The sequence below is a fragment of the Bacteroides sp. BFG-637 genome (genome assembly GCF_024793605.1).
Lineage (GTDB): Bacteria > Bacteroidota > Bacteroidia > Bacteroidales > Bacteroidaceae > Bacteroides > Bacteroides vicugnae.
The window spans coordinates 756,582-777,916 of the sequence record NZ_JANUPD010000002.1 but is presented as its reverse complement, the minus strand read 5'-3'; the positions used below and the strand labels follow the sequence as shown (position 1 = coordinate 777,916).

26 protein-coding genes and 1 pseudogene are annotated in these 21,335 nt (G+C 40.7%); all 27 read left to right on the top strand.

Translation table 11 applies throughout. The annotated features are described in order from the left end of the window. The first annotated feature begins 7 nt into the window (after window positions 1–7). Complete coding sequence (gene rpoB, locus NXX38_RS03445; protein WP_099145749.1) at window positions 8–3,820, top strand: DNA-directed RNA polymerase subunit beta; 3,813 nt, start codon at window positions 8–10, stop codon at window positions 3,818–3,820. Window positions 3,821–3,924: 104 nt separating this feature from the next. Next, the gene (gene rpoC / locus NXX38_RS03440) at window positions 3,925–8,208 is read left to right on the top strand and encodes a DNA-directed RNA polymerase subunit beta' (RefSeq protein ID WP_148365525.1); all 4,284 of its coding nucleotides are present in this window, start codon (window positions 3,925–3,927) and stop codon (window positions 8,206–8,208) included. Between the two features lie 146 nt (window positions 8,209–8,354). Continuing rightward, on the top strand, window positions 8,355–8,663 hold the full coding sequence (locus NXX38_RS03435) for a DUF3467 domain-containing protein (RefSeq protein WP_148365524.1): 309 nt from the start codon (window positions 8,355–8,357) through the stop codon (window positions 8,661–8,663). Window positions 8,664–8,798: 135 nt separating this feature from the next. Next, on the top strand, window positions 8,799–9,224 hold the full coding sequence (rpsL, locus tag NXX38_RS03430; protein WP_258978606.1) for a 30S ribosomal protein S12: 426 nt from the start codon (window positions 8,799–8,801) through the stop codon (window positions 9,222–9,224). A 129-nt stretch (window positions 9,225–9,353) separates the two neighbouring features. Next, complete coding sequence (gene rpsG / locus NXX38_RS03425; protein ID WP_148365523.1) at window positions 9,354–9,830, top strand: 30S ribosomal protein S7; 477 nt, start codon at window positions 9,354–9,356, stop codon at window positions 9,828–9,830. A 44-nt stretch (window positions 9,831–9,874) separates the two neighbouring features. Next, complete coding sequence (gene fusA / locus NXX38_RS03420) at window positions 9,875–11,992, top strand: elongation factor G (RefSeq protein ID WP_148365522.1); 2,118 nt, start codon at window positions 9,875–9,877, stop codon at window positions 11,990–11,992. Window positions 11,993–12,072: 80 nt separating this feature from the next. Continuing rightward, on the top strand, window positions 12,073–12,378 hold the full coding sequence (gene rpsJ / locus NXX38_RS03415; RefSeq protein WP_002558075.1) for a 30S ribosomal protein S10: 306 nt from the start codon (window positions 12,073–12,075) through the stop codon (window positions 12,376–12,378). Window positions 12,379–12,396: 18 nt separating this feature from the next. Beyond that, entirely contained in the window at window positions 12,397–13,014 is a 618-nt protein-coding gene (gene rplC, locus NXX38_RS03410) for a 50S ribosomal protein L3 (protein ID WP_148365521.1), read from the top strand. Next, on the top strand, window positions 13,014–13,640 hold the full coding sequence (gene rplD / locus NXX38_RS03405) for a 50S ribosomal protein L4 (RefSeq protein WP_004296348.1): 627 nt from the start codon (window positions 13,014–13,016) through the stop codon (window positions 13,638–13,640). The genes rplC and rplD overlap by 1 nt, the downstream gene beginning before the upstream one ends. A gap of 16 nt (window positions 13,641–13,656) precedes the next feature. Next, the gene (rplW, locus tag NXX38_RS03400) at window positions 13,657–13,947 is read left to right on the top strand and encodes a 50S ribosomal protein L23 (RefSeq protein ID WP_004296347.1); all 291 of its coding nucleotides are present in this window, start codon (window positions 13,657–13,659) and stop codon (window positions 13,945–13,947) included. A gap of 5 nt (window positions 13,948–13,952) precedes the next feature. Continuing rightward, a complete protein-coding gene (gene rplB, locus NXX38_RS03395; RefSeq protein WP_148365520.1) occupies window positions 13,953–14,777 on the top strand; it encodes a 50S ribosomal protein L2 in 825 nt (274 codons plus the stop codon). Between the two features lie 20 nt (window positions 14,778–14,797). Beyond that, window positions 14,798–15,067 carry a 30S ribosomal protein S19 gene (rpsS, locus tag NXX38_RS03390; RefSeq protein ID WP_004296345.1) on the top strand — a complete coding sequence of 90 codons (270 nt, stop codon included), beginning with the start codon at window positions 14,798–14,800 and terminating at the stop codon, window positions 15,065–15,067. Window positions 15,068–15,103: 36 nt separating this feature from the next. Beyond that, window positions 15,104–15,514: a 50S ribosomal protein L22 gene (rplV, locus tag NXX38_RS03385; protein WP_004296344.1), complete on the top strand. Its 411-nt coding sequence runs from the start codon at window positions 15,104–15,106 to the stop codon at window positions 15,512–15,514. 5 nt (window positions 15,515–15,519) lie between these two features. Continuing rightward, window positions 15,520–16,251, top strand: a complete 732-nt coding sequence (gene rpsC, locus NXX38_RS03380) for a 30S ribosomal protein S3 (protein ID WP_004296343.1) — start codon at window positions 15,520–15,522, stop codon at window positions 16,249–16,251. 23 nt (window positions 16,252–16,274) lie between these two features. Further along, window positions 16,275–16,709 carry a 50S ribosomal protein L16 gene (rplP, locus tag NXX38_RS03375; protein WP_004291234.1) on the top strand — a complete coding sequence of 145 codons (435 nt, stop codon included), beginning with the start codon at window positions 16,275–16,277 and terminating at the stop codon, window positions 16,707–16,709. Between the two features lie 5 nt (window positions 16,710–16,714). Further along, window positions 16,715–16,912, top strand: a complete 198-nt coding sequence (gene rpmC, locus NXX38_RS03370) for a 50S ribosomal protein L29 (protein WP_004296342.1) — start codon at window positions 16,715–16,717, stop codon at window positions 16,910–16,912. Then, window positions 16,909–17,178, top strand: coding sequence for a 30S ribosomal protein S17 (gene rpsQ / locus NXX38_RS03365; protein WP_004296341.1), 270 nt, complete (start codon window positions 16,909–16,911; stop codon window positions 17,176–17,178). The genes rpmC and rpsQ overlap by 4 nt, the downstream gene beginning before the upstream one ends. Before the next feature lie 2 nt (window positions 17,179–17,180). Beyond that, complete coding sequence (gene rplN / locus NXX38_RS03360; RefSeq protein ID WP_004296340.1) at window positions 17,181–17,546, top strand: 50S ribosomal protein L14; 366 nt, start codon at window positions 17,181–17,183, stop codon at window positions 17,544–17,546. Between the two features lie 19 nt (window positions 17,547–17,565). Continuing rightward, on the top strand, window positions 17,566–17,886 hold the full coding sequence (gene rplX / locus NXX38_RS03355) for a 50S ribosomal protein L24 (RefSeq protein WP_004296339.1): 321 nt from the start codon (window positions 17,566–17,568) through the stop codon (window positions 17,884–17,886). After that, window positions 17,886–18,443, top strand: coding sequence for a 50S ribosomal protein L5 (rplE, locus tag NXX38_RS03350; RefSeq protein WP_004296338.1), 558 nt, complete (start codon window positions 17,886–17,888; stop codon window positions 18,441–18,443). The genes rplX and rplE overlap by 1 nt, the downstream gene beginning before the upstream one ends. Before the next feature lie 5 nt (window positions 18,444–18,448). Then, window positions 18,449–18,736, top strand: a pseudogene (gene rpsN, locus NXX38_RS03345) (30S ribosomal protein S14); the annotation flags it as partial. A 63-nt stretch (window positions 18,737–18,799) separates the two neighbouring features. Next, the gene (gene rpsH, locus NXX38_RS03340) at window positions 18,800–19,195 is read left to right on the top strand and encodes a 30S ribosomal protein S8 (protein ID WP_004296336.1); all 396 of its coding nucleotides are present in this window, start codon (window positions 18,800–18,802) and stop codon (window positions 19,193–19,195) included. A gap of 15 nt (window positions 19,196–19,210) precedes the next feature. Continuing rightward, window positions 19,211–19,780, top strand: coding sequence for a 50S ribosomal protein L6 (rplF, locus tag NXX38_RS03335; RefSeq protein ID WP_004296335.1), 570 nt, complete (start codon window positions 19,211–19,213; stop codon window positions 19,778–19,780). Between the two features lie 21 nt (window positions 19,781–19,801). Continuing rightward, window positions 19,802–20,146 carry a 50S ribosomal protein L18 gene (gene rplR / locus NXX38_RS03330; RefSeq protein WP_004296334.1) on the top strand — a complete coding sequence of 115 codons (345 nt, stop codon included), beginning with the start codon at window positions 19,802–19,804 and terminating at the stop codon, window positions 20,144–20,146. 5 nt (window positions 20,147–20,151) lie between these two features. Continuing rightward, entirely contained in the window at window positions 20,152–20,670 is a 519-nt protein-coding gene (rpsE, locus tag NXX38_RS03325) for a 30S ribosomal protein S5 (RefSeq protein ID WP_004296333.1), read from the top strand. A 9-nt stretch (window positions 20,671–20,679) separates the two neighbouring features. Further along, the gene (rpmD, locus tag NXX38_RS03320) at window positions 20,680–20,856 is read left to right on the top strand and encodes a 50S ribosomal protein L30 (RefSeq protein ID WP_004296332.1); all 177 of its coding nucleotides are present in this window, start codon (window positions 20,680–20,682) and stop codon (window positions 20,854–20,856) included. Between the two features lie 32 nt (window positions 20,857–20,888). After that, window positions 20,889–21,335, top strand: coding sequence for a 50S ribosomal protein L15 (gene rplO, locus NXX38_RS03315; protein WP_044655423.1), 447 nt, complete (start codon window positions 20,889–20,891; stop codon window positions 21,333–21,335).

Here is a 21,335-nt window from a genome sequence, read left to right as displayed (position 1 = left end):
TTAATAGATGTCTTCAAATACTGTAAATCAAAGAGTTAATTTTGCTTCGACTAAGAATCCGCTCGAATACCCGGATTTCCTGGAAGTACAATTGAAGTCATTCCAAGACTTTCTACAATTAGATACCCCACCTGAAAAGCGCAAGAATGAGGGATTGTATAAAGTATTTGCTGAAAACTTCCCTATTGCCGATACAAGAAACAATTTTGTTCTTGAGTTTCTGGACTATTATATTGATCCGCCGCGTTATACCATCGATGATTGTATAGAGCGTGGGCTTACTTATAGTGTTCCCTTAAAAGCGAAACTTAAGCTTTACTGTACGGACCCCGATCATGAGGATTTTGATACAGTGATTCAGGACGTATTCCTCGGCCCGATTCCTTATATGACTGATAAGGCTACTTTCGTCATTAACGGTGCCGAACGCGTAGTTGTGTCACAGCTTCACCGTTCTCCGGGTGTGTTCTTCGGTCAGAGTGTACATGCCAATGGTACGAAACTTTATTCGGCTCGTATTATTCCGTTTAAAGGTTCGTGGATTGAGTTTGCTACTGACATCAATAATGTGATGTACGCATACATCGACCGTAAGAAGAAATTGCCGGTAACGACTTTGTTGCGTGCAATTGGCTTCGAGAATGACAAAGATATTCTTGAGATTTTCAACCTTGCAGAAGATGTAAAGGTGAACAAGACAAATCTGAAGAAAGTGCTAGGTCGTAAATTGGCTGCACGTGTCTTGAAAACATGGATTGAAGATTTCGTTGATGAAGATACCGGTGAAGTGGTTTCTATTGAGCGTAACGAAGTTATTATCGACCGTGAAACCGTACTGGAAGAGGTGCATATTGATGAAATTTTGGAGTCGGGAGTTCAGAACATCCTTTTACATAAAGATGAACCGAACCAGTCCGATTTCTCTATCATATATAATACGCTGCAGAAGGACCCGAGTAACTCGGAAAAAGAAGCTGTGTTGTATATCTACCGTCAGTTGCGTAATGCCGATCCGGCTGATGACGCAAGTGCAAGGGAGGTTATCAACAACTTGTTCTTCTCTGAAAAACGATATGACCTTGGTGATGTAGGTCGTTACAGAATCAACAAAAAGTTGAATCTGACGACTGATATGGACGTGCGTGTCCTCACGAAGGAAGATATCATTGAAATCATCAAATATCTGATTGAGTTGATCAACTCAAAAGCAGATGTGGATGATATTGACCACTTGAGTAACCGTCGTGTACGTACGGTAGGTGAGCAGCTTTCTAATCAGTTTGCTGTTGGTCTGGCTCGTATGTCTCGTACGATTCGCGAACGTATGAACGTTCGTGACAATGAAGTGTTCACTCCGATTGATTTGATTAATGCGAAGACAATCTCTTCTGTAATCAACTCATTCTTCGGAACGAACGCATTGTCTCAGTTCATGGACCAGACAAACCCCTTGGCTGAAATTACGCACAAGCGTCGTATGTCTGCCCTTGGTCCTGGTGGTCTTTCCCGTGAACGTGCCGGATTTGAGGTTCGTGACGTTCACTACACACACTATGGTCGTCTTTGTCCGATTGAAACTCCTGAAGGTCCGAACATCGGTTTGATTTCTTCATTGTGTGTATTTGCTAAGATTAATGATCTGGGATTCATTGAAACTCCGTATCGTAAGGTCGAAAACGGGAAAGTGGATCTTTCTGATAACGGTCTGATTTATCTGACTGCTGAAGAAGAGGAAGAAAAGGTTATTGCACAGGGAAATGCTCCGTTGAATGATGACGGTACATTTGTGCGTAACAAAGTTAAATCTCGTCAGGATGCTGATTTCCCGGTTGTTGAACCGACAGAGGTTGATTTGATGGACGTTTCTCCTCAGCAGATTGCATCAATTGCTGCTTCATTGATTCCGTTCCTGGAACATGATGATGCTAACCGTGCATTGATGGGATCAAACATGATGCGTCAGGCGGTTCCTTTGTTGAGAAGTGAAGCGCCGATCGTAGGTACAGGTATCGAACGTCAGTTGGTAAGAGACTCTCGTACGCAGATTACTGCAGAAGGAGATGGTGTTGTTGACTACGTTGATGCTACTACTATCCGTATTTTGTATGACCGTACAGAAGACGAAGAGTTCGTAAGTTTCGAACCTGCTTTGAAAGAATATAGAATACCTAAGTTCCGTAAGACTAACCAGAACATGACGATTGACCTGCGTCCGATTTGTGACAGAGGCCAGCGTGTGAAGAAAGGTGACATCTTGACCGAAGGTTATTCTACAGAAAAGGGTGAATTGGCATTGGGTAAGAACTTGTTGGTTGCTTACATGCCTTGGAAAGGTTACAACTATGAGGATGCTATCGTATTGAACGAACGTGTGGTGCGCGAAGACTTGTTGACTTCGGTTCACGTAGAAGAATATTCTCTGGAAGTTCGTGAAACAAAACGTGGTATGGAAGAGTTGACTTCTGATATCCCGAATGTAAGTGAAGAAGCTACAAAAGACCTCGACGAAAATGGTATCGTTAGAATCGGTGCTCGTATCGAGCCGGGTGATATAATGATTGGTAAGATTACACCGAAGGGTGAATCTGATCCTTCTCCGGAAGAAAAATTGCTTCGTGCCATCTTTGGTGATAAGGCAGGTGACGTGAAAGATGCTTCCTTGAAAGCTTCTCCTTCTTTGAAAGGTGTTGTGATCGATAAGAAACTTTTCTCACGTGTGATTAAGAATCGTAGCTCTAAACTGGCCGATAAAGCATTATTGCCTAAGATTGATGATGAATTTGAAGCTAAGGTAGCTGACCTGAAACGTATTCTGGTTAAGAAACTGATGACTTTGACTGAAGGCAAGGTTTCTCAAGGTGTGAAGGATTATCTGGGTGCGGAAGTAATTGCGAAAGGTTCTAAGTTCAGTGTTTCTGATTTTGATTCACTCGACTTTACTTCTATTCAATTGAGCAACTGGACTAGTGATGATCATATTAACGGTATGATTCGTGATCTGGTAATGAATTTCATTAAGAAATACAAAGAGCTGGATGCAGAATTGAAACGTAAGAAGTTTGCTATTACAATTGGTGATGAACTTCCAGCTGGTATTATCCAGATGGCAAAAGTATATATTGCTAAGAAGCGTAAGATTGGTGTGGGTGATAAGATGGCAGGTCGCCACGGTAACAAGGGTATTGTATCCCGTGTTGTTCGTCAGGAAGATATGCCGTTCTTGTCCGATGGTACTCCGGTTGACATCGTATTGAATCCGTTGGGTGTGCCTTCTCGTATGAACATTGGTCAGATTTTCGAAGCTGTATTAGGGCGTGCCGGAAAAACATTGGGTGTGAAATTTGCAACTCCTATTTTTGACGGTGCTACAATGGAAGATCTGGATCAGTGGACAGACAAGGCAGGATTGCCTCGTTACTGTAAAACTTATCTTTGTGATGGTGGTACAGGTGAGCAATTTGACCAGGCAGCTACTGTGGGTGTGACTTACATGTTGAAGTTGGGCCACATGGTTGAAGACAAGATGCATGCTCGTTCTATCGGTCCGTACTCATTGATTACTCAGCAACCTCTTGGTGGTAAAGCACAGTTCGGTGGTCAGCGTTTCGGAGAAATGGAGGTTTGGGCACTCGAAGGTTTTGGTGCTGCTCATATCCTGCAGGAAATCCTTACTATCAAGTCTGATGACGTGGTAGGACGTTCGAAAGCTTATGAAGCAATTGTGAAAGGTGAACCGATGCCGCAACCTGGTATTCCGGAATCCTTGAACGTATTGTTGCACGAGTTGAGAGGATTAGGTTTGAGTATCAACCTAGAATAAAATAATAAAGAATATGTGGTGTCAACAAGCCGATGACGGTCTGTTGACATCCGTGTCTTTTCAATTTCCAATGATTCAATTATCAAATCTCAATTATATAGAGTATGGCTTTTAGAAAAGAAAATAAGACGAAAAGTAATTTCTCGAAGATCTCAATTGGTCTGGCTTCTCCGGAAGAAATCCTTGAGAATTCGAGTGGTGAAGTTTTGAAGCCTGAAACCATTAATTACCGTACGTACAAACCCGAACGTGATGGTTTGTTCTGCGAGCGCATTTTTGGTCCTATCAAGGATTATGAATGTCATTGCGGTAAATACAAGCGTATCCGTTATAAAGGTATCGTCTGCGACCGTTGTGGTGTGGAAGTTACTGAAAAGAAAGTACGCCGTGAACGTATGGGACATATCCAGTTGGTTGTGCCGGTGGCTCACATCTGGTATTTCCGTTCGCTCCCTAATAAAATCGGTTATTTGCTCGGACTGCCGACGAAGAAACTGGATTCGATTATATACTACGAACGTTACGTTGTTATTCAGCCGGGTGTAAAAGCTGAAGACGGTGTAGCTGAATATGATTTGCTCTCTGAAGAAGAATATCTGGATATTTTGGATACACTTCCAAAAGACAATCAATATCTTGAAGATAATGATCCGAACAAATTTGTTGCAAAGATGGGGGCTGAAGCTATCTATGATTTGCTGGCTCGTCTGGATCTGGATGCTTTGTCTTACGAATTGCGTCACCGTGCAGGTAACGATGCTTCACAGCAACGTAAGAATGAAGCTTTGAAACGTCTTCAGGTAGTAGAGTCGTTCCGTGCATCACGTGGACGCAACAAACCGGAATGGATGATTGTACGTATCGTACCGGTTATCCCGCCCGAACTTCGTCCGTTGGTTCCGTTGGATGGTGGCCGTTTTGCTACATCTGACTTGAACGACCTTTATCGTCGTGTAATTATCCGTAATAACCGTCTGAAACGACTGATTGAAATCAAGGCTCCGGAAGTAATCTTGCGTAATGAAAAACGTATGCTTCAGGAATCTGTCGATTCTTTGTTTGATAACTCACGTAAGTCAAGTGCTGTGAAGACAGACGCCAACCGCCCGTTGAAGTCATTGTCTGATAGCTTGAAAGGTAAGCAAGGACGTTTCCGTCAGAACTTGCTGGGTAAACGTGTTGACTACTCTGCTCGTTCGGTAATCGTCGTGGGGCCGGAATTGAAGATGGGTGAATGCGGTATTCCTAAATTGATGGCTGCCGAATTGTACAAGCCGTTTATTATTCGTAAGCTTATCGAACGTGGTATCGTTAAGACTGTAAAGTCTGCCAAGAAGATCGTTGACCGCAAGGAACCGGTGATCTGGGATATTCTGGAACATGTAATGAAAGGACATCCGGTACTGTTGAACCGTGCTCCGACATTGCACCGTTTGGGTATTCAGGCTTTCCAGCCTAAGATGATCGAAGGTAAAGCTATCCAGTTGCACCCGTTGGCATGTACGGCATTCAACGCCGACTTTGACGGTGACCAGATGGCTGTTCACTTGCCTTTGAGTAATGAAGCAATTCTGGAAGCACAAATGTTGATGCTTCAATCACATAATATCTTGAACCCGGCAAACGGTGCGCCTATTACTGTGCCTGCACAGGATATGGTTCTTGGTTTGTACTATATTACTAAGTTGCGTGCTGGTGCGAAAGGTGAAGGTTTGACGTTCTACGGACCGGAAGAGGCGTTGATCGCCTACAATGAAGGTAAGGTAGATATTCATGCTCCGGTGAAAGTTATCGTGAAAGACGTTGATGAAAATGGTAACATTGTAGACGTAATGCGCGAAACTTCGGTAGGACGTGTGATTGTTAATGAAATCGTTCCGCCTGAAGCTGGTTATATCAATACAATTATCTCTAAGAAATCTCTTCGTGATATTATTAGTGATGTAATTAAGGTATGTGGTGTGGCTAAGGCTGCCGACTTCCTGGATGGAATCAAGAACTTAGGTTATCAGATGGCGTTCAAGGGTGGTTTGTCATTCAACTTGGGTGATATTATCATTCCGAAGGAGAAAGAAACGTTGGTACAGAAAGGTTACGACGAAGTAGAACAAGTCGTAAACAACTATAACATGGGTTTCATTACCAACAACGAACGTTACAACCAGGTGATCGATATCTGGACACATGTAAACTCGGAGTTGTCTAATATCCTGATGAAGACAATTTCTTCGGATGATCAGGGATTCAACTCTGTATATATGATGCTTGACTCTGGTGCCCGTGGTTCTAAAGAACAGATTCGTCAGTTATCAGGTATGCGTGGTTTGATGGCAAAACCGCAGAAAGCAGGTGCTGAAGGTGGTCAGATCATTGAGAACCCGATTTTGTCAAACTTTAAAGAGGGACTTTCCGTGTTGGAGTACTTTATCTCTACCCACGGTGCTCGTAAAGGTTTGGCGGATACCGCTTTGAAGACTGCCGATGCCGGTTATCTGACTCGTCGTCTGGTGGACGTATCACACGATGTGATTATTACAGAAGAAGACTGCGGTACACTTCGTGGATTGGTTTGTACAGACCTTAAGAATAACGATGAAGTTATTGCTACTCTGTATGAACGTATCTTAGGACGTGTTTCCGTACATGATATAATCCATCCTACAACAGGTGAATTGCTTGTTGCCGGTGGTGAAGAAATCACTGAAGAAGTTGGTAAGAAGATTCAGGATTCTCCGATTGAGAGTGTTGAAATCCGCTCGGTATTAACTTGTGAAGCGAAGAAAGGTGTTTGTGCTAAATGTTACGGACGTAATCTGGCAACGAGCCGTATGGTTCAGAGAGGAGAAGCTGTCGGTGTAATTGCAGCTCAGTCTATTGGTGAGCCGGGTACACAGTTGACATTGCGTACATTCCACGCCGGTGGTACTGCTGCGAATATTGCTGCTAATGCAAGTATCGTTGCTAAAAACAATGCACGTCTTGAATTTGAAGAGTTGCGTACGGTAGATATCGTTGATGAGATGGGTGAATCTGCTAAAGTGGTAGTGGGTCGTTTGGCCGAAGTACGCTTTGTGGATGTGAACACTGGTATCGTTCTTTCTACTCATAACGTTCCTTATGGTTCAACACTGTATGTAGGTGACGGTGATTTGGTAGAAAAAGGCAAGCTGATTGCTAAGTGGGACCCGTTCAACGCTGTAATTATCACAGAAGCAACTGGTAAGATCGAATTTGAGGGCGTAATTGAAAACGTTACTTATAAGGTTGAATCGGATGAAGCAACAGGTCTTCGTGAAATTATTATTATTGAATCCAAGGATAAAACCAAAGTTCCTACAGCTCATATCTTGACAGAGGACGGTGATTTGATCCGTACTTATAACTTACCGGTAGGTGGTCACGTAATCATCGAGAACGGTCAGAAGGTAAAAGCTGGTGAAGTAATCGTGAAGATTCCGCGTGCCGTAGGTAAAGCGGGTGATATCACGGGTGGTCTTCCTCGTGTTACTGAATTGTTTGAAGCTCGTAACCCGTCAAATCCGGCTGTCGTTTCTGAAATCGACGGTGAGGTAACAATGGGTAAGATCAAGCGTGGTAACCGTGAGATCATTGTAACTTCTAAGACTGGTGAGGTTAAGAAATATCTGGTTGCATTGTCTAAGCAGATTCTGGTACAGGAAAATGACTATGTACGTGCAGGTACTCCGTTGTCTGACGGTGCTACTACTCCAGCAGATATCTTGGCAATTAAAGGTCCTACAGCTGTACAAGAATATATCGTGAATGAAGTTCAGGATGTATACCGTTTGCAGGGTGTGAAGATCAATGATAAGCACTTCGAGATTATTGTTCGTCAGATGATGCGCAAGGTGCAGATTGATGAACCGGGAGATACTCGTTTCCTCGAACAGCAAGTTGTAGATAAACTGGAATTCATGGAAGAAAATGATCGTATCTGGGGTAAGAAAGTCGTAGTGGATGCTGGTGATTCTCAAAATATGCAAGCAGGTCAGATTGTAACTGCCCGCAAGTTGCGTGATGAGAATAGTATGTTGAAACGTCGTGACTTGAAACCGGTTGAGGTTCGTGACGCTGTTGCTGCTACCTCTACTCAGATCCTTCAGGGTATTACACGTGCTGCTTTACAGACTTCAAGCTTCATGTCAGCGGCTTCCTTCCAGGAAACAACGAAAGTCTTGAATGAGGCTGCTATCAACGGTAAGGTCGATAAGTTGGAAGGTATGAAGGAAAATGTGATCTGTGGTCACTTGATTCCTGCAGGTACCGGTCAGCGCGAATTCGAAAAACTCATCGTTGGATCAAAGGAAGAGTATGACCGTATCTTGGCTAACAAGAAAACAGTACTTGACTACAATGAAGTAGAATAAATACAATTCAATTGACTATATGAGAAGGAGCGATTGCCAGATTGGGCAATTGCTCCTTTTTTTATTTCTTTTTTACTTGTGTGTATTGCTATTAGTCTCAGGAAAAATGTGTTATTTTGCAGGATAACTTTTTAATCATATAAAATATGGAAGAACAAAATAACAACGGACAATTACAGATTGAATTGAGAGAAGAGGTAGCGCAGGGCACTTATGCAAATCTAGCTATTATTACTCATTCTAGTTCTGAATTCATTCTTGACTTCGTGCGCGTAATGCCGGGTATACCGAAGGCTGGGGTGCAATCTCGCATTATTGTGGCTCCAGAACACGCAAAACGTCTGCTGCGGGCACTGGAAGACAATATAGCAAAGTATGAACGGGTATTCGGGCCGATTCGTACTTCAGATGAACCTTCTCTTCCTCCCTTGACAGGTGTAAAAGGCGAAGCGTGAGGATGATATAAAAACATTAAAAAAGAAAAAAAGTTGTAGCGCATTGAATATTCAAATATTATTCGTATTTTTGCAGCCCAAAATGTATAGTTACGAAATTAATATAACAATAATATAAATCAAAAAACAATTAAAATGCCTACAATTCAGCAATTAGTAAGAAAAGGACGCGAAGTGCTGGTGGAGAAAAGTAAATCTCCAGCCTTGGATTCATGTCCTCAAAGACGTGGCGTTTGCGTGAGAGTATATACTACTACTCCGAAGAAGCCGAACTCTGCAATGCGTAAAGTAGCTCGTGTACGTTTGACTAACCAAAAAGAGGTGAACTCATACATTCCGGGAGAAGGTCACAACTTGCAGGAACACTCAATCGTTTTGGTACGTGGCGGTCGTGTAAAAGACCTTCCGGGTGTACGTTATCACATCGTTCGTGGTACACTTGATACAGCAGGTGTTGCTGGTCGTACTCAGAGACGTTCTAAGTATGGTGCTAAGCGTCCGAAACCGGGACAAGCTGCCGCTCCAGCTAAAGGTAAGAAAAAAATAAGGATTAAGACCTAATTAAAATTAAAGTAATAACTTACGTTTTAGTTTGTTGGAAATGCTAAAGGTTGAGTAAATTCTCCGGAGGGAGAGTTGAAGAAGTCAAGAAGTAGACAACCAAGAACAAAAACATTATTTTTCAAACAAATGAGAAAAGCAAAACCAAAAAAACGCGTAATCCTTCCGGATCCCGTGTTTAATGATCAAAAGGTTTCTAAGTTCGTGAACCACTTGATGTATGATGGAAAGAAAAATACATCTTATGAAATCTTTTATGCCGCTCTGGAAACAGTGAAAGTAAAACTTCCTAACGAAGAAAAATCTGCTCTCGAAATCTGGAAAAAGGCTTTGGATAATGTAACTCCGCAAGTGGAAGTAAAGTCTCGCCGTGTAGGTGGTGCTACTTTCCAAGTTCCTACCGAAATCCGTCCGGACCGTAAAGAATCAATTTCAATGAAGAACCTGATTCTGTATGCTCGTAAAAGAGGTGGTAAATCAATGGCTGACAAGTTGGCTGCTGAAATTATGGATGCCTTCAATGAACAAGGCGGTGCATACAAACGTAAAGAAGATATGCATAGAATGGCAGAAGCTAACCGTGCATTTGCTCATTTTAGATTCTAATACTGTAAGAAACCAAATATAAACTTAAAGTAAAGGAATTGAAGATGGCTAAACATGATTTACATTTAACTCGTAATATCGGTATCATGGCTCACATTGATGCCGGAAAAACAACTACTTCTGAACGTATCTTGTTCTACACTGGATTGACTCACAAAATTGGTGAAGTTCATGACGGTGCTGCTACTATGGACTGGATGGAACAGGAGCAAGAACGTGGTATCACTATTACATCTGCTGCTACAACAACTAGATGGAAGTATGCTGGTGATACTTATAAAATTAACTTGATTGACACTCCGGGGCACGTTGACTTTACCGCAGAGGTAGAACGTTCATTGCGTATTCTTGATGGAGCTGTGGCTGCTTACTGTGCTGTTGGTGGTGTTGAGCCTCAATCGGAAACAGTATGGCGTCAAGCTGATAAATATAACGTTCCTCGTATTGCTTATGTAAATAAGATGGACCGCTCTGGTGCTGACTTCTTTGAAGTAGTTCGTCAGATGAAGGATGTTCTTGGAGCTAATCCATGTCCTATTGTTGTTCCCATCGGTGCTGAAGAATCTTTCAGAGGTCTTGTTGATCTTATCAAAATGAAAGCTATTTATTGGCATGATGAAACAATGGGAGCGGATTATACTGTAGAAGAAATTCCGGCAAATCTTGTTGACGAAGCGAATGAATGGAGAGATAAGATGCTTGAAAAAGTAGCTGAATTTGATGATGCTTTGATGGAGAAGTATTTCGATGATCCTTCTACTATTACTGAAGAGGAAGTGTTGAGAGCTCTTCGCAATGCAACAGTTCAAATGGCTGTAGTTCCTATGTTATGTGGATCTTCTTTCAAGAATAAAGGTGTTCAGACTTTGCTTGACTACGTTTGTGCTTTCTTGCCTTCTCCGCTGGATACAGAGAATGTTATCGGTACAAATCCTAATACAGGAGCTGAAGAAGATCGTAAGCCAAGTGATGATGAAAAAACATCGGCTTTGGCATTTAAGATTGCAACTGACCCATATGTGGGTCGTTTGACTTTCTTCCGTGTTTATTCAGGTAAAATTGAAGCAGGTTCTTATATTTACAACTCTCGCTCTGGTAAGAAAGAACGCGTTTCTCGTCTGTTCCAGATGCACTCTAACAAACAGAATCCGGTTGAAGTAATTGGTGCTGGTGATATTGGTGCAGGTGTAGGATTCAAAGATATTCGTACAGGGGATACTTTGTGTGATGAAACTGCTCCGATAGTACTTGAATCTATGGACTTCCCGGAACCGGTTATTGGTATCGCTGTAGAACCTAAGACTCAGAAAGATATGGATAAACTGTCTAACGGTTTGGCTAAATTGGCTGAAGAAGATCCGACGTTTACAGTGAAAACTGATGAACAAACAGGGCAGACTGTTATTTCTGGTATGGGTGAGTTGCACTTGGATATTATCATCGATCGTCTGAAGCGTGAGTTTAAAGTAGAGTGTAATCAAGGTAAACCACAGGTTAATTATAAAGAAGCTATCACTAAGACAGTTGATCTTCGTGAAGTGTATAAGAAACAGTCTGGTGGTCGTGGTAAATTTGCTGATATCATCGTTAAGATTGGTCCGGTTGATGAAGACTTCAAAGAAGGAGGTCTGCAGTTTATCGATGAAGTAAAGGGTGGTAATATTCCTAAGGAATTCATCCCTGCAGTTCAGAAAGGCTTTACGAATGCCATGAAGAGTGGCGTTTTGGCAGGTTATCCGCTGGATTCATTGAAAGTAACTTTGGTTGATGGTTCATTCCACCCAGTTGACTCTGACCAGTTGTCATTCGAAATCTGTGCAATGCAAGCCTATAAGAATGCATGCGCTAAGGCAGGTCCTGTTTTGATGGAACCTATCATGAAACTGGAAGTTGTAACTCCGGAAGAAAACATGGGTGATGTTATCGGTGACTTGAATAAACGTCGTGGACAGGTTGAAGGAATGGAATCTAGTCGTTCTGGTGCTCGTATCGTGAAGGCAATGGTTCCGCTGGCAGAAATGTTTGGTTATGTAACAGCTTTACGTACTATCACTTCTGGACGTGCAACTTCATCAATGACTTACTCTCATCACGCTCAACTTTCTTCTTCTATTGCCAAAGCTGTATTGGAAGAAGTAAAAGGACGTGCTGATTTACTCTAAAATATCTAAAGCAGCAGGCTAGCGAATGACTCTTAGCCTGCCGCTTTATCTTATTATAAATGTATTAATTAAAAAAAATAATGAGTCAGAAAATTAGAATTAAATTGAAATCTTACGACCACAACTTGGTTGACAAGTCAGCTGAGAAAATTGTAAGAACTGTAAAAGCTACAGGTGCTATTGTTAGCGGTCCGATACCTCTGCCTACGCACAAGCGTATCTTTACTGTGAACCGTTCGACTTTCGTAAACAAAAAGTCTCGTGAGCAATTTGAACTCTCTTCTTATAAGAGATTGATCGACATCTATAGCTCAACAGCTAAGACAGTAGATGCTCTGATGAAGTTGGAATTGCCAAGTGGTGTGGAAGTAGAAATTAAAGTTTGATAATTAAAAATTAGTGAAATGCCAGGATTATTAGGAAAAAAAATCGGAATGACATCCGTTTTCAGTGCCGATGGTAAAAATGTACCATGCACTGTTATCGAAGCAGGTCCTTGTGTTGTTACTCAAGTTAAAACTGTAGAAAAAGATGGCTATGCAGCTGTTCAGTTGGGTTTCCAAGACAAAAAGGAAAAACATACAACTAAACCGTTGATGGGACATTTTAAAAGAGCAGGAGTAACACCGAAGAGACACTTGGCTGAGTTCAAAGAATTTGAGACAGAATTGAATCTGGGTGATACTGTTACCGTAGAGATGTTTAACGATGCTAACTTTGTTGACGTTGTTGGAACTTCTAAAGGTAAGGGTTTCCAGGGTGTAGTAAAAAGACATGGTTTTGGTGGTGTGGGTCAGGCTACTCACGGACAGCACAACCGCGCTCGTAAACCGGGTTCTATTGGTGCTTGTTCTTACCCTGCAAAAGTATTCAAGGGAATGCGCATGGGTGGACAACTTGGTGGTGACAGAGTCACTGTACAAAACTTGCAGGTATTAAAAGTAATCGCGGATCATAACCTTCTTTTGATCAAAGGTTCTATCCCGGGTTGCAAAGGTTCAATCGTATTAATTGAGAAATAATGGAAGTTAACGTATATAACATTAAAGGTGAAGACACTGGGAGAAAGGTTACGTTAAACGAATCTATCTTCGGAATTGAGCCCAACGACCACGCTATCTATTTGGATGTAAAACAATTTATGGCCAATCAGCGTCAGGGTACTCATAAGTCAAAAGAAAGAAGTGAAATCAGTGGTTCAACTCGTAAGATCGGTCGCCAGAAAGGTGGTGGCGGAGCTCGTCGTGGTGATATGAACTCACCGGTTCTTGTAGGTGGTGCCCGCGTTTTCGGTCCGAAGCCAAGAGACTACTTCTTTAAGTTGAATAAAAAAGTTAAGACATTGGCTCGTAAGTCAGCTTTGTCTTATAAAGCTCAAAACGATGCAATCGTTGTCGTTGAGGATTTCACATTTGAAGCTCCTAAGACAAAAGATTTCGTTGCAATGACAAAAAATCTTAAAGTTTCCGATAAAAAGCTACTTGTAATTTTACCGGAAGCAAATAAAAACGTATATTTGTCAGCTCGTAACATTGAGGGTGCTAATGTGCAGACTATCTCGGGATTAAATACTTACAGAGTATTGAATGCTGGGGTTGTTGTGCTTACAGAAAACTCTCTGAAGGCTATTGACAATATCTTAATTTAAAAAGGAGGCTTAAATAATGGGAATTATTATTAAACCGTTGGTAACAGAGAAAATGACTGCAATCACAGATAAGCTGAATCGTTTCGGCTTTGTTGTACGTCCTGAAGCTAACAAACTGGAAATTAAGAAGGAAATTGAAGCTCTTTATAATGTTACAGTAGTTGATGTGAATACTGTGAAGTATGCTGGCAAAAATAAGAGCCGTTATACCAAAGCAGGTATCATCAATGGTCGTACGAATGCTTTCAAAAAAGCAATCGTGACATTGAAAGAAGGAGATACTATTGATTTTTATAGCAATATTTAATAAAAATGGCAGTACGTAAATTTAAGCCCACAACACCGGGGCAAAGACATAAAATTATTGGTACTTTCGAAGAAATTACTGCATCAGTACCAGAAAAGTCTCTTGTATATGGTAAGAAATCATCTGGTGGTCGTAACAGCGAAGGTAAGATGACTATGCGCTACATTGGTGGCGGTCATAGAAAGGTGATTAGAATTGTTGATTTCAAGAGAAATAAGGACGGTGTTCCAGCAGTAGTTAAAACAATTGAATACGATCCGAATCGTTCGGCTCGTATCGCTCTGTTATTTTATGCTGATGGAGAAAAAAGATATATTATTGCTCCCAATGGATTGCAAGTTGGTGCGACTCTAATGTCAGGTGAAACAGCAGCGCCAGAGATTGGTAATGCTCTTCCTCTTCAAAACATTCCGGTGGGTACTGTGATTCACAATATCGAATTACGTCCGGGACAGGGTGCTGCTCTGGTTCGTTCAGCTGGTAACTTTGCTCAGTTGACTTCTCGCGAGGGTAAGTATTGTGTAATTAAGTTGCCTTCAGGTGAAGTTAGACAGATTCTTAGCACTTGTAAAGCTACTGTCGGTAGTGTAGGTAACTCTGATCATGGATTGGAAAGTTCAGGTAAAGCCGGACGTTCTCGTTGGCAAGGACGTCGTCCTCGTAACCGTGGTGTTGTAATGAACCCGGTTGATCACCCGATGGGTGGTGGTGAAGGACGCGCTTCCGGAGGTCATCCAAGATCACGTAAGGGATTGTACGCTAAGGGACTTAAGACTAGAGCTCCTAAGAAACAGTCGTCTAAGTACATTATTGAGAGAAGAAAAAAGTAATCTGATTAATTGAGTAAACTATGAGTCGTTCATTAAAAAAAGGTCCATATATTAACGTTAAGCTTGAAAAGAGAATTCTTGCCATGAATGAATCTGGTAAGAAAGTCGTAGTAAAGACTTGGGCCAGAGCTTCAATGATTTCGCCTGATTTTGTAGGCCATACAGTTGCAGTTCACAATGGAAATAAATTTATTCCTGTTTATGTTACCGAGAATATGGTAGGACACAAGTTGGGCGAATTTGCTCCAACTCGTACATTCAGAGGACATGCTGGTAACAAGAAAAGATAACAGGATTTATTTGAAATAATAAAGTAATAAATAATAATGGGAGCAAGAAAAAAAATATCGGCTGAAAAGAGAAAAGAAGCCCTTAAGACCATGTATTTTGCAAAATTGCAAAATGTTCCTACTTCTCCGCGTAAGATGCGTCTGGTTGCAGATATGATCCGTGGTATGGAAGTGAACAGAGCACTTGGTGTTTTGAAATTTTCTTCAAAAGAAGCTGCTGCAAGAGTGGAAAAATTGCTTCGCTCTGCAATTGCTAACTGGGAACAGAAAAACGAACGTAAAGCGGAAAGTGGCGAGTTGTTCGTAACACAGATTTTTGTTGATGGTGGAGCTACACTCAAAAGAATGAGACCGGCACCACAGGGTAGAGGTTATAGAATTCGCAAACGTTCAAATCACGTAACATTGTTCGTTGGTGCTAAAAGTAATAACGAAGATCAAAATTAAGGTAGATGGGACAAAAAGTTAATCCAATAAGCAACCGTTTAGGAATTATCAGAGGATGGGATTCTAACTGGTATGGTGGAAATGATTACGGTGATTCTTTGCTGGAAGATAGCAAAATCCGTAAATATCTTAATGCAAGACTTGCAAAAGCAAGTGTATCAAGAATCGTAATTGAACGTACGCTGAAGCTCGTTACTATTACTGTTTGCACTGCTCGCCCGGGTATTATTATCGGTAAAGGTGGCCAAGAAGTTGATAAGTTAAAAGAGGAGTTGAAGAAGGTTACCGACAAAGATATTCAAATCAATATCTTTGAAGTGAAGAGACCGGAACTGGATGCCGTGATTGTTGCTAACAACATCGCTCGCCAGGTTGAAGGTAAAATTGCCTATCGCCGTGCCATCAAAATGGCTATCGCAAACACAATGCGTATGGGTGCTGAAGGTATCAAAATTCAGATTTCAGGACGTTTGAATGGAGCTGAAATGGCACGTTCTGAAATGTATAAAGAAGGAAGAACTCCGTTGCACACTTTCAGAGCTGATATCGACTACTGTCATGCAGAAGCATTGACTAAAGTAGGTCTTTTAGGTATCAAAGTTTGGATTTGTAGAGGTGAAGTGTTTGGTAAGAAAGAATTGGCTCCGAACTTTACACAAAGCAAAGAAAGTGGTCGTGGAAACAATAGTGGAAACAACGGCGGAAAGAACTTCAAAAGAAAGAAAAATAATCGCTAAACGAATTTGAATTTTAGGAAACTATGTTACAACCGAAAAAGACAAAATTCAGAAGACAACAAAAAGGCCGTCAGAAAGGTAATGCCCAGAGAGGCAACCAGCTGGCCTTTGGTTCTTTTGGCATAAAGGCTTTGGAGACTAAGTGGATTACAGGCCGTCAGATCGAAGCTGCTCGTATTGCAGTAACAAGATATATGCAACGTCAAGGACAGATCTGGATCCGTATATTCCCGGATAAACCGATCACTAGAAAACCTGCCGATGTACGTATGGGTAAAGGTAAAGGTGCTCCAGAGGGATTTGTGGCTCCTGTGACTCCAGGTAGAATCATTATTGAAGCTGAAGGAGTATCTTACGAAATCGCGAAAGAAGCATTGCGCTTAGCTGCTCAAAAGCTTCCTATTACAACGAAGTTTGTCGTAAGACGTGATTATGATATTCAAAATCAAAATGCGTAAGTGTTATGAAAATTGCAGAAATAAAAGAAATGACTACTAATGATTTAGTAGAAAGAGTAGAGGCGGAAACAGCTAATTATAACCAAATGGTTATCAATCATTCTATTTCTCCTTTGGAAAATCCTGCTCAAATCAAACAATTACGCAGGACTATTGCGCGTATGAAAACAGAATTGCGCGAAAGAGAACTTAACAATAAATGATCAGCTTGATGGAAGCAAGAAATTTAAGAAAAGAAAGAACAGGGGTTGTGTTGAGCAATAAGATGGATAAGACCATCACAGTTGCTGCCAAATTTAAGGAAAAACACCCTATATATGGTAAGTTCGTTAGTAAAACGAAGAAGTACCATGCTCACGATGAAAAGAATGAATGCAATATCGGTGATACTGTAAGCATCATGGAAACTCGTCCTTTGAGCAAGACTAAAAGATGGAGATTAGTAGAAATAATTGAAAGAGCTAAGTAATTATGATACAAGTAGAATCCAGACTTACAGTATGTGATAACAGTGGAGCGAAAGAGGCGTTGTGTATCCGCGTTTTGGGTGGTACAGGCCGTCGTTATGCTTCAGTGGGGGATGTCATTGTAGTTTCAGTGAAGAGTGTTATCCCTTCTAGTGATGTTAAAAAAGGTGCAGTATCAAAGGCTTTGATTGTACGTACAAAGAAAGAAATCCGTCGTCCTGATGGTTCTTATATACGTTTTGATGATAATGCTTGCGTGTTGTTGAATAATGCAGGTGAAATTAGAGGTAGTCGTATTTTCGGTCCTGTAGCAAGAGAGCTTCGTGCTACAAACATGAAAGTTGTGTCACTTGCGCCTGAGGTACTTTAATTTGTAAAAGATTTAAGTAATGAGTAAATTACATATTAAAAAAGGCGATACAGTTTACGTAAATGCTGGCGAAGATAAGGGCAAAACTGGTCGTGTATTGAAGGTTCTTGTTAAAGAAGGACGTGCATTTGTAGAAGGTATCAATATGGTATCTAAAAGCACAAAACCGAATGCTAAGAATCCGCAAGGTGGTATCGTGAAGCAGGAAGCTTCTATCCACATTTCAAACTTGAATCCGGTTGATCCAAAAACTGGTAAAGCAACGCGTATTGGGAGAAAAAAGAGTTCGGAAGGAACTTTAGTGCGTTATTCTAAAAAATCAGGAGAGGAGATTAAGTAATGAGTAATACTGCTAGTCTTAAGAAAGAATATGCAGAGCGTATAGCACCTGCATTGAAATCACAGTTCCAGTATTCTTCTACAATGCAGGTACCCGTACTTAAGAAGATTGTTATCAATCAAGGGTTAGGTATGGCTGTTGCTGATAAGAAGATTATCGAAGTTGCAATCAATGAAATGACAGCTATCACAGGTCAGAAAGCTGTAGCTACCATTTCTCGTAAAGATATTGCAAACTTTAAGTTGCGTAAAAAAATGCCGATTGGTGTTATGGTAACTTTGCGTCGTGAAAGAATGTACGAATTCCTTGAAAAATTGGTTCGTGTAGCTCTTCCTCGTATTCGTGACTTTAAAGGTATCGAAAGTAAGTTTGATGGTAAAGGTAACTATACCCTTGGTATTCAGGAACAAATCATTTTCCCTGAAATAAATATCGATAGTATTACAAGAATTCTCGGAATGAATATTACCTTTGTAACCTCTGCGGAAACAGATGAAGAAGGTTATGCTTTGCTGAAGGAATTCGGTTTACCTTTTAAAAACGCTAAAAAAGACTAATAGATATGGCAAAGGAATCAATGAAAGCACGTGAAGTAAAACGTGCTAAATTAGTAGCCAAATACGCCGAAAGAAGAGCTGCTTTGAAGCAAATCGTAAGAACAGGTGATCCTGCTGATGCTTTTGAAGCTGCACAGAAGTTGCAAGAGTTGCCAAAGAATTCTAATCCGATTCGTATGCACAACCGTTGCAAACTGACTGGACGTCCTAAAGGTTATATTCGTCAATTCGGAATTTCGAGAATTCAGTTCCGTGAGATGGCATCTAACGGACTGATCCCAGGCGTAAAAAAGCAAGCTGGTAATTATTGTTTAAATATTGTCAGGGTAGTCCTGATTAATTTAATTTATTTTTATATGACTGATCCAATAGCAGATTATTTAACGAGGTTGCGGAACGCGATTGGTGCAAAGCACAGAGTTGTTGAAGTTCCCGCTTCGAACTTGAAAAAAGAAATCACTAAGATTCTTTTTGAAAAAGGCTACATTCTTAATTATAAGTTTGTAGAAGATGGTCCTCAAGGAACTATTAAGGTTGCCTTGAAGTATGATTCTGTTAACAAAGTTAACGCAATCAAAAAGTTAGAAAGAATATCTTCTCCGGGTATGCGTAAGTATACTGGTTACAAAGATATGCCGCGTGTTATTAATGGGCTGGGTATTGCTATAATATCTACTTCCAAAGGTGTAATGACTAACAAAGAGGCTGCAGAACTGAAGATCGGTGGTGAAGTCTTGTGTTATGTATATTAATTAGGAGGAATTAGAATGTCAAGAATAGGAAAATTACCCATTAGTATCCCTGCTGGAGTGACAGTCACTCTGAAGGATAATGTGGTTACCGTAAAGGGACCCAAAGGCGAAATGAGCCAATATGTGAATCCTGCTATCAATGTTGCCATTGAAGACGGACACGTAACTTTAACAGAAAACGATAAAGAAATGCTTGATAACCCGAAGCAAAAACATGCTTTCCACGGTTTGTATCGCTCTTTGGTTCACAACATGGTTGTGGGCGTATCTGAAGGATACAAGAAGGAACTGGAACTTGTAGGTGTAGGTTATCGTGCTTCTAACCAAGGTAACATCATTGAGCTTGCTTTAGGTTATACACACAATATTTTCATTCAATTACCTGCTGAGGTAAAAGTTGAAACTAAGTCTGAAAGAAATAAGAATCCTCTTATTATATTGGAATCGTGTGACAAACAATTGCTTGGTCAAGTTTGCTCTAAAATACGTTCTTTCCGTAAGCCTGAACCATACAAGGGTAAAGGTATTAAGTTTGTTGGCGAAGTAATTCGTAGAAAGTCTGGTAAATCAGCCGGCGCTAAGTAATTCATATAAAATTAGATTATTATGACAACAAAAATAGAAAGACGAGTTAAGATCAAATATAGAGTACGCAACAAAATTTCAGGTACTACTGAATGTCCGCGTATGAGTGTATTTAGAAGTAACAAGCAAATTTATGTCCAGATTATCGATGATCTTTCTGGTAAGACACTGGCTGCCGCTTCTTCTTTAGGTTTGACTGATAAAGTTGCTAAAAAAGAACAAGCTGCTAAAGTGGGTGAAATGATTGCTAAAAAGGCTCAGGAAGCAGGTATAACTACTGTTGTTTTCGACCGTAATGGTTACTTGTATCATGGGAGAGTAAAAGAAGTAGCTGATGCTGCTCGTAACGGTGGACTTAAATTTTAATCATTATGGCAGGAGTTAATAATAGAGTTAAGATTACTAACGATATAGAACTGAAAGATAGATTGGTTGCTATTAATCGTGTTACTAAAGTTACCAAAGGTGGTAGAACTTTTAGTTTCTCTGCAATCGTTGTTGTAGGTAACGAAGAAGGTATCATTGGTTGGGGACTTGGTAAAGCAGGTGAAGTAACAGCTGCTATCGCTAAAGGTGTTGAATCAGCTAAAAAGAACTTGGTGAAAGTGCCTATTTTGAAAGGTACTGTTCCTCATGAACAATCAGCTAGATTTGGTGGTGCTGAAGTATTCATCAAACCTGCATCTCACGGAACTGGTGTTGTAGCTGGTGGTGCTATGCGTGCTGTTTTGGAAAGTGTTGGTGTTACTGATGTTTTGGCTAAATCTAAAGGTTCTTCAAATCCGCACAACCTTGTTAAAGCTACAATCGAAGCTTTGAGTGAAATGCGTGATGCAAGAATGGTTGCTCAGAACAGAGGTATTAGTGTTGAAAAAGTATTTAGAGGATAAGGAGGAGATATGTCAACTATAAAGATTAAACAAGTTAAAAGTAGAATTGGTGCTCCAGCTGATCAGAAAAGAACTCTTGATGCACTGGGACTTCGTAAACTGAACCGTGTGGTTGAACACGAAAGCACTCCTTCAATTCTTGGGATGGTAGATAAAGTAAAACACTTGGTTGCCATTGTTAAGTAATTATTTGTTGAATAATAAAACGAAATTACAATATGAACTTAAGTAATTTAAAACCTGCAGAGGGATCTACTAAGACAAGAAAAAGAATTGGACGTGGAACTGGTTCTGGCTTAGGCGGTACTTCTACAAGAGGTCATAAGGGAGCTAAATCAAGATCTGGATACTCTAAGAAGATCGGTTTTGAAGGTGGTCAGATGCCTCTTCAACGTCGAGTTCCTAAATTTGGTTTCAAGAATATTAATCGTGTAGAATATAAAGCCATCAATCTGGATACTATCCAGAAACTTGCTGAAGCTAAGAGCTTGGCAAAAGTTGGTGTAAACGACTTTATCGAAGCAGGATTTATATCTTCAAATCAGTTGGTAAAAGTATTGGGTAACGGAACTCTGACTAATAAGCTGGAAGTAGAAGCTCATGCATTCTCTAAGACTGCAACTGCTGCTATTGAAGCTGCTGGTGGAACTGTAGTAAAACTCTGA

Coding starts and splice junctions, on each gene's coding strand:
- rplO (WP_044655423.1), top strand. CDS start 20,889: ATGAACTTAAGTAATTTAAAACCTGCAGAGGGATCTACTAAGACAAGA.
- rpsQ (WP_004296341.1), top strand. CDS start 16,909: ATGATCAGCTTGATGGAAGCAAGAAATTTAAGAAAAGAAAGAACAGGG.
- rplW (WP_004296347.1), top strand. CDS start 13,657: ATGGGAATTATTATTAAACCGTTGGTAACAGAGAAAATGACTGCAATC.
- NXX38_RS03435 (WP_148365524.1), top strand. CDS start 8,355: ATGGAAGAACAAAATAACAACGGACAATTACAGATTGAATTGAGAGAA.
- rpmC (WP_004296342.1), top strand. CDS start 16,715: ATGAAAATTGCAGAAATAAAAGAAATGACTACTAATGATTTAGTAGAA.
- rplR (WP_004296334.1), top strand. CDS start 19,802: ATGACAACAAAAATAGAAAGACGAGTTAAGATCAAATATAGAGTACGC.
- rplB (WP_148365520.1), top strand. CDS start 13,953: ATGGCAGTACGTAAATTTAAGCCCACAACACCGGGGCAAAGACATAAA.
- rpsL (WP_258978606.1), top strand. CDS start 8,799: ATGCCTACAATTCAGCAATTAGTAAGAAAAGGACGCGAAGTGCTGGTG.
- rpoB (WP_099145749.1), top strand. CDS start 8: ATGTCTTCAAATACTGTAAATCAAAGAGTTAATTTTGCTTCGACTAAG.
- rplP (WP_004291234.1), top strand. CDS start 16,275: ATGTTACAACCGAAAAAGACAAAATTCAGAAGACAACAAAAAGGCCGT.
- rpsG (WP_148365523.1), top strand. CDS start 9,354: ATGAGAAAAGCAAAACCAAAAAAACGCGTAATCCTTCCGGATCCCGTG.
- rpsH (WP_004296336.1), top strand. CDS start 18,800: ATGACTGATCCAATAGCAGATTATTTAACGAGGTTGCGGAACGCGATT.
- rplV (WP_004296344.1), top strand. CDS start 15,104: ATGGGAGCAAGAAAAAAAATATCGGCTGAAAAGAGAAAAGAAGCCCTT.
- rpsE (WP_004296333.1), top strand. CDS start 20,152: ATGGCAGGAGTTAATAATAGAGTTAAGATTACTAACGATATAGAACTG.
- rplD (WP_004296348.1), top strand. CDS start 13,014: ATGGAAGTTAACGTATATAACATTAAAGGTGAAGACACTGGGAGAAAG.
- rpsC (WP_004296343.1), top strand. CDS start 15,520: ATGGGACAAAAAGTTAATCCAATAAGCAACCGTTTAGGAATTATCAGA.
- rplE (WP_004296338.1), top strand. CDS start 17,886: ATGAGTAATACTGCTAGTCTTAAGAAAGAATATGCAGAGCGTATAGCA.
- rplN (WP_004296340.1), top strand. CDS start 17,181: ATGATACAAGTAGAATCCAGACTTACAGTATGTGATAACAGTGGAGCG.
- rpmD (WP_004296332.1), top strand. CDS start 20,680: ATGTCAACTATAAAGATTAAACAAGTTAAAAGTAGAATTGGTGCTCCA.
- rplF (WP_004296335.1), top strand. CDS start 19,211: ATGTCAAGAATAGGAAAATTACCCATTAGTATCCCTGCTGGAGTGACA.
- rplC (WP_148365521.1), top strand. CDS start 12,397: ATGCCAGGATTATTAGGAAAAAAAATCGGAATGACATCCGTTTTCAGT.
- rpsJ (WP_002558075.1), top strand. CDS start 12,073: ATGAGTCAGAAAATTAGAATTAAATTGAAATCTTACGACCACAACTTG.
- rplX (WP_004296339.1), top strand. CDS start 17,566: ATGAGTAAATTACATATTAAAAAAGGCGATACAGTTTACGTAAATGCT.
- rpsS (WP_004296345.1), top strand. CDS start 14,798: ATGAGTCGTTCATTAAAAAAAGGTCCATATATTAACGTTAAGCTTGAA.
- fusA (WP_148365522.1), top strand. CDS start 9,875: ATGGCTAAACATGATTTACATTTAACTCGTAATATCGGTATCATGGCT.
- rpoC (WP_148365525.1), top strand. CDS start 3,925: ATGGCTTTTAGAAAAGAAAATAAGACGAAAAGTAATTTCTCGAAGATC.